The 6,370-nt window shown below is 70.9% G+C and carries 5 protein-coding genes; 2 read left to right on the forward strand and 3 right to left on the reverse strand.

Features of this window, described 5'->3' with window-relative positions; translation table 11 throughout:
* The 3 genes from BWR60_RS35320 to BWR60_RS35330 form a co-directional block, all read right to left on the reverse strand.
* Positions 1–535, reverse strand: a 535-nt coding sequence (locus tag BWR60_RS35320; RefSeq protein WP_144445875.1) for a hypothetical protein, incomplete at its 3' end; no start/stop codon positions are given.
* A gap of 385 nt (positions 536–920) precedes the next feature.
* A complete protein-coding gene (locus BWR60_RS35325) occupies positions 921–1,205 on the reverse strand; it encodes a GIY-YIG nuclease family protein (protein ID WP_218823834.1) in 285 nt (94 codons plus the stop codon).
* Between the two features lie 303 nt (positions 1,206–1,508).
* Positions 1,509–3,167, reverse strand: coding sequence for an NAD+ synthase (locus BWR60_RS35330; protein ID WP_088157929.1), 1,659 nt, complete (start codon positions 3,165–3,167; stop codon positions 1,509–1,511).
* Positions 3,168–3,427: 260 nt separating this feature from the next.
* Between BWR60_RS35330 and BWR60_RS35335 the strand changes: the two genes are divergently transcribed.
* Positions 3,428–4,048, forward strand: a complete 621-nt coding sequence (locus BWR60_RS35335; protein ID WP_088157931.1) for a LysE family translocator — start codon at positions 3,428–3,430, stop codon at positions 4,046–4,048.
* 110 nt (positions 4,049–4,158) lie between these two features.
* Positions 4,159–6,370: ATP-binding protein (locus tag BWR60_RS35340; RefSeq protein ID WP_088157933.1), on the forward strand; the 2,212-nt coding region annotated here is incomplete at its 3' end.

Raw genomic sequence — 6,370 nt, forward strand, 5'->3', positions numbered from 1 at the left:
GGCCCAGGCCGCAGGCCAGACCGGCCATCACCGAGCCCAACGGCCGGTCCTCGACCCGGAGGGTCTCGTCATCGTAGAGRTCCTCGACCCGCTCCTCGAGCTCGGCATGCAGGGCCTCGACGCGGGAGAAATCCTCGATCTCGTCCCAGATCATGTGGCGCAGCACGCCCTCGACCTCGTTGCGGTGGCGGTCGCGGCGGTCCTGGCGGGCGGCCTCGCGGTCGGCGGCCTGCGCCTTGTCGCGGGTGCACAGGCTGTCGGCGGCGCGGCTGCGCAGSGCCAGAGAGCGGTGCACCGAGCGGGAGAAGCGGCTGAAGGCCATCCCCGCCTCCTGCGCCTCGGCCCGGGCGTCCTGCACCGCGGCCTCATCGGCCTTGGGCTGGACGGCCCTGGCCTGGGCGGCGACGGCGCGGGCGCCTTCGGCCTCGGCGAGCTGCATGGCGATCTCGGCCAGGCGCGTGAGCATCTGGATCTGCTGCAGCGCGAGGCTGCGGCAATAGGCCTGGACGTCGAGATCCTCTGGTGCGGGCTCCATAGAACGTATCATGAACAAGATCGCGAGGCCGCGCAATGAAACATTGCGTGACCTTAACCGGCGCGGCCGGCGCCAACCTGGATCGCCACGCCCTCCGGGCTCGCGATGACGGTGAGGGGTGGCGGGGGTGGATCACCCCGAACCGTCATTGCGAGNATCATGAACAAGATCGCGAGGCCGCGCAATGAAACATTGCGTGACCTTAACCGGCGCGGCCGGCGCCAACCTGGATCGCCACGCCCTCCGGGCTCGCGATGACGGTGAGGGGTGGCGGGGGTGGATCACCCCGAACCGTCATTGCGAGGAAGCGAAGCCGACGAAGCAATCCATCCTGCAGCACGAACGGTGCCGGACCGGATCGTTGCACCGGCAACAAGCGGCTAGCTCAGGCCAGATCCTCGTACAGATCCCGCCAGTCCGGGTTGATGGCCTCGATCAGAGCCAGCTTGGCCCGCCTCGGCCCGGCCTTGATCTGCTTCTCGCGGGCGATGGCGTCGAGCATCGATGCGTGCGGCTCGTACCAGACCAGCAGCTTGCAGCCATATCGCGAGGTGAAGTCCTTAGTGGCGCCGGTGCGGTGCTCGTGCGCCCGACGCGAGAGATGGGACGTCACACCGGTGTAGAGGGTTCCGCTGGGCTTGTTCGCCATGATGTAGACGACGGGTTGCATCAAGTCGGGAGCCTGTCATCGGGCGTGTGGTGACGCAATCCACTTCAGCCGCTCGGACGGCGCCAAGCTGGATCGCCACGCCCCTTCGGGGCTCGCGATGACGGTGAGGGTTGGCGGGGGCGGGGCGGCTCCCCCGCACCGTCATTGCGAGCGCAGCGAAGCAATCCATCCCGCAGCACAAGCCATTGCCAGCCTGAATCGCCGGGTCCCGAGACGAGGCAGCGGAGGCTGATGTCGCAGGAATCGGCGATTTCCCGCAGGGGCCGGCGGCGGCCGTCGAACCCGGCGGCCACCGCTCCCTCCTCAGATCAGGCTCAGCGTCGAGTTGGTGATCGGGTAGCGGCGGTCGCGGCCGAAGTTGCGGCGGGTCAGCTTGACGCCCGGCGGGGCCTGGCGGCGCTTGTACTCGGCGCGGTCGAGCAGGCGCCACACCCGCGCCACCGTGGCCCGGTCATGGCCGCGGGCGACGATCTCGTCGACGCTCTTCTCCTCCTCCACCAGGCAGTTGAGGATGTCGTCCAGCGCGTCATAGGGCGGCAGCGTGTCCTGGTCGGTCTGGTTCGGCTTCAGCTCCGCCGTCGGCGCCTTGGTGATGATCCGCTCGGGGATCACCCGGCCGGCCGGGCCCATCGCCCCCTCCGGCAGCACCTGGTTGCGCCAGCGCGACAGCTCGTAGACCGTGGTCTTGTAGACGTCCTTCAAGACCGAATAGCCGCCGCACATATCGCCGTACAACGTCGCGTAACCCACTGACATCTCGGATTTGTTGCCGGTAGTCAGCACCATCTTGCCGAACTTGTTCGACAGCGCCATCAGGGTGACGCCGCGGGCGCGCGACTGGATGTTCTCCTCGGTGATGTCGGGCGTGGCGCCCTCGAACAGCGGCGCCAGCATCGCCTCGAAGGCCTGCATCGCCGGCGCGATCGAGATGCTGTCGAGCCGCACGCCCAGCGTCTCGGCGCAGCCGGCCGCGTCATCGAGGCTGTCCTGGCTGGTGTAGGGCGACGGCAGCATGACGCAATGCACCCGGTCGGCGCCCAGCGCGTCGACCGCCACCGCGGCCGAGAGCGCGGAGTCGATGCCGCCGGAAAGTCCAATCAGAACACCAGGAAAGCGGTTCTTGTTCACGTAATCTCTGAGGCCGAGCACCATCGCGCCATAGATCGCCTCGACCCCCTCCGGCGGGGCGATGCGCTCGCCCTCGACGCAGTCCCAGCCCTCCTCGCCGCGCACCCATTCGGTGATGGCGATGTGCTCGCGGAACGACGGCAGCTGGCGCCGCAGCCCGCCATTCCGGCCGATGACGAAGGAGGCGCCGTCGAACACCAGCTCGTCCTGGCCGCCGACCTGGTTGAGATAGGCCATGGCCAGGCCGCTCTCGGTCACCCGGTTCAGCACGATCTGCAGCCGCTGCTCGGCCTTGCCGGCCTCGTAGGGGCTGCCATTCGGCACCAGCAGCAGCTCGGCGCCCGTTTCCTGCAGGCACTCGACCACGTCGGGGGTCCAGATGTCCTCGCAGATCGGCACGCCCAGCCGCACGCCGCGGAACGGGATCGGCCCCGGCATCGGGCCGGCGGCGAAGACCCGCTTCTCGTCGAACACGCCGTAATTCGGCAGGTCGTGCTTGAACCGCGACGCCGCGACCTTGCCGCCGTCGAGCAGCAGCACGGCGTTGTGGACGCGGCCGTTGTCGCGCCAGGGCGTGCCGATCAGCAGCGCCGGGCCCTCGACGGTCTCGGCCGCCAGCTCGCGCACCCCCTCCTCCACCGCGTCGAGGAAGAAGGGCTTCAGCACCAGGTCCTCGGGCGGGTAGCCGCTGACCGCCAGCTCGCTGGCCAGCATGAGATCGGCGCCAGCCTGACGCGCCTCGTCGCGGGCGCGGCGCAGCTTGTCGATGTTGCCGCGCACGTCGCCGAGCGTCGGGTTCAGTTGGGCGAGGGCGATGACGAGACGATCGGTCATGACGAGGTCCACAGATGAGGTCGGAGGCACCCTAGCAGCGCTCCCGCGGCTTACCAAAATTTACCTTACGACTATTCTCAATTTGAGAATATGGATGCGGATCCTGCGCCGCAGCGCGGCAAAGTTGCATGCCTCCCCTCGCAGGACGGCAGGCCTCGCCGGGTGGGTAATTATGTTACCTCACGCAACAATATTATCTGACTCGCCGCGACGGCCCGGGACGGCCGCGCGGTGTTCGCCCGGCTCCCCCGAGACCCGTCATGAACTGGCACCTGTACGGCACCTTCCTGGTCACCGCGCTGATCCTCAGCGTCACGCCGGGGCCGGTGAACATCCTGGCGCTGTCGCACGCGCTGGCGCTGGGCTGGGTGCGCACGGTGACGACGGTGGCCGGCGCGACGCTGGCGATCGCCATCCAGGCGTCGCTGGCGGTGGTCGGCATCGGCTCGTTCCTGGCGCTGCTGGGCCAGTGGTTCGACCTGCTGCGCTGGGCCGGCGCCGGCTACCTCGTCTATCTCGGCATCCAGCAATGGCGGGCCCGCGGCGGCATGGCGGCCGAAGCGGGGGGCGAGGCCGGCGCCGTCATCCCGGTCGGGGCGCGGTTCTGGAAGGGGTTCCTGATCTCGGCCACCAACCCGAAAACGCTGCTGTTCTTCCCGGCCTTCTTCCCGCAATTCATCGACCCGGCGCTGCCGGCGACGCCGCAGCTGTCGCTGCTGGCCGCCAGCTTCACCGCGATCGGCTTCCTCGGCATCCTGACCAACGCCGTCGCCGCCCATGCGCTGCGCCGCTGGCTGCAGCAGCCCGGCCGCGCCCGGCTGTGCAACCGCCTGTTCGGCGGCGCCCTGGTCGGGATGGGCGCGTCGATGCTGCAAAACTGAAACTGCCCCGCCGATTGTCGGTGCGCTGCAGCAAAAATCGGACATGAAGCCTTGTTTTCGACACCCGCTTCGCCTGAAATCCCAGCAGGCACAGGGGAGTCGCCGCTTTCATGCTGATCGAGCGCGAGGAGCCGCTTGACCGACTGATCGACCTGGCCCGACGCGCCGCGGAGGGGCATGGCGGCACCGTCGTGCTCGGCGGCGAGGCCGGGATCGGCAAGACCGCCCTGCTGCAGGAGTTCACCCGGCGCCTGGGCCCCGGCACTCGCGTGCTGTGGGGCGGGTCCGAGGCGCTGTTCACGCCGCGCGCGCTGGGCCCGCTGCAGGACATGGCGCATGCCCTCGGCCCCCGGATGGCGGCGCTGCTGGACCAGACGGCAGCGCCGGAGCGGCTGTTCCCCGCCTTGCTGAACACGCTGCAGGAAGCCGTGGAGACCACGGTGCTGGTGTTCGAGGACGCGCATTGGGCCGACAATGCGACGCTCGACCTGATGAAGTATCTCGGCCGCCGCATGCCGGTGCTGCCGGCGCTGCTAGTGCTGAGCTATCGCAGCGACGAGGTCGGCCCGGACCATCCGCTGCGGCAGGTGCTGGGCGACCTGCCGGCCACGGCCGTGCGCGTCGCCATGCAGCCGCTGTCGCCCGAGGCCGTGGCCGCGCTGGCGCGCCAGGCCGGCCGCTCCGCCGCCGAGCTGCACCGGATCACCGCCGGCAACCCGTTCTTCGTCACCGAGCTGCTGGCCAGCCAGGATTCCGGTGCCCACGGCATCCCGGCCTCGATCCGCGACGCGATCTGGTCGCGGCTGTCGCGGCTGGCGCCGGACGAGCGCGAGGCGCTGGAGACGGTCAGCATCGTGCCCGGCGCCATCGAGCCCTGGCTGGCCCGGGCGCTGCTGGGGGCCAGGGCCGACGCCGCGGTCGACCGCTGCATCGCCCGCGGCATGCTGCTGCGCGACGACCACGGCGCCATCGGCTTCCGCCACGAGCTGGCGCGCCTGGCGACGCTCGACCAGATCTCGCCCGCCGTGCAGCAGTCGCTGCACGCCCGGGTCGAGGCGGCGATGGCCTATGCCCCGACCGCCCTGGCCGGCGCGCTGCTGCCGCGCCAGGTGCACCATGCCGCGGCGGCCGACGATGGCGGGCGCGTCCTGGCCCTGGCGCCGCAGGCCGCGGCCCAGGCCTCGCGCCTCGGCGCCCATCACCAGGCCGCGGCGCATCTGGCCACCGCCCTGCGCTATGCCGGCGAGGCGCCGAGGATGGTGGCGGCGCAGCTGCACGAGGACTGGGCCAACGAGGCCGGGCTGGCGCTGCGCATCGACGACACGGTGATCGAGGCGCGGCAGAACGCCATCGCCCTGTGGCGCGAGCTGGGGCGGATGGACAAGGTCGGCCTCAACCTGCGGGCGCTGGCGCGGCTGCTGTGGTCGCGCGGCGAGGTGCGCCAGGCCGGCGACTGCGTCGACGAGGCGGTGCGCGAGCTGGAGCGCCTGCCGCCGGGGCCGGAGCTGGCGATGGCCTACAGCGTGCGGTCGCAGCTGCACATGCAGCAGAGCCATGTCGACGACGCGGTGAAATGGGGCTGGCGGGCGATGGCCCTGGCCGACCGGCTGGGCGATGTCGAGACCCGGGTGCATGCGCTGAACAACGTCGCCACCGCGCTGCTGTTCGTCGCCCGCCCGGGCGGGCTGGAGATGATGGAGGAGAGCCTGGCCCTGGCGCTGCGGCACGGTTTCCGCGAGCACGCCGCCCGGGCCTATATGAACCTCGCCGAGTATGCGGTGACGTTCAAGGACTTCGCCCTGGCCGAGCGGGTGCTGGCCGAGGGCATCGCCTACCAGACCCGGCACGACCTCGATTCCTGGACCCATTACCAGCTCGGCTGGCAGGCCCGGCTGCGGCTGGAGCAGGGCCGGTTCCGCGAGGCCGAGTCGATCGCCGGCGGCGTGGTCGGGCTGGAGCTGCTGGCGCCGACCATCCGCCTGCCGGCCCTGATCGTGCTGGGCCGGGTGCGGATGCGGCTCGGCGAGGCGGACGGCCTTTCCCTGCTGCAGCAGGCGCTGCGGCATGCGCTGGAGACCGGCGACCTGCACCTGATCGCGCCGGTGCGCTTCGCCCTGGTCGAGGCGGCCTGGCTGGCGGGCGAGCTGGACACGGCCCATGAGGAGCTGGCGGCCGTGGCGGCGATGGACCTCGACAGCTTCGACCCCTGGGCGCTCGGCGAGCTGGCGGTGTGGTGGCGGCGCTGCGGCCTGTCGGCGCCGCTGCCGCCGGCGACGGCGCGGGCCCCGGCGCCGCGCTCAGCCGAGCTGGCCGGCGATCCCC

This window comes from Inquilinus limosus (assembly GCF_002195995.1).
Classification (GTDB): Bacteria; Pseudomonadota; Alphaproteobacteria; order DSM-16000; family Inquilinaceae; genus Inquilinus; species Inquilinus limosus_C.

Coding starts and splice junctions, on each gene's coding strand:
- BWR60_RS35325 (WP_218823834.1), bottom strand. CDS start 1,205: ATGCAACCCGTCGTCTACATCATGGCGAACAAGCCCAGCGGAACCCTC.
- BWR60_RS35330 (WP_088157929.1), bottom strand. CDS start 3,167: ATGACCGATCGTCTCGTCATCGCCCTCGCCCAACTGAACCCGACGCTC.
- BWR60_RS35335 (WP_088157931.1), top strand. CDS start 3,428: ATGAACTGGCACCTGTACGGCACCTTCCTGGTCACCGCGCTGATCCTC.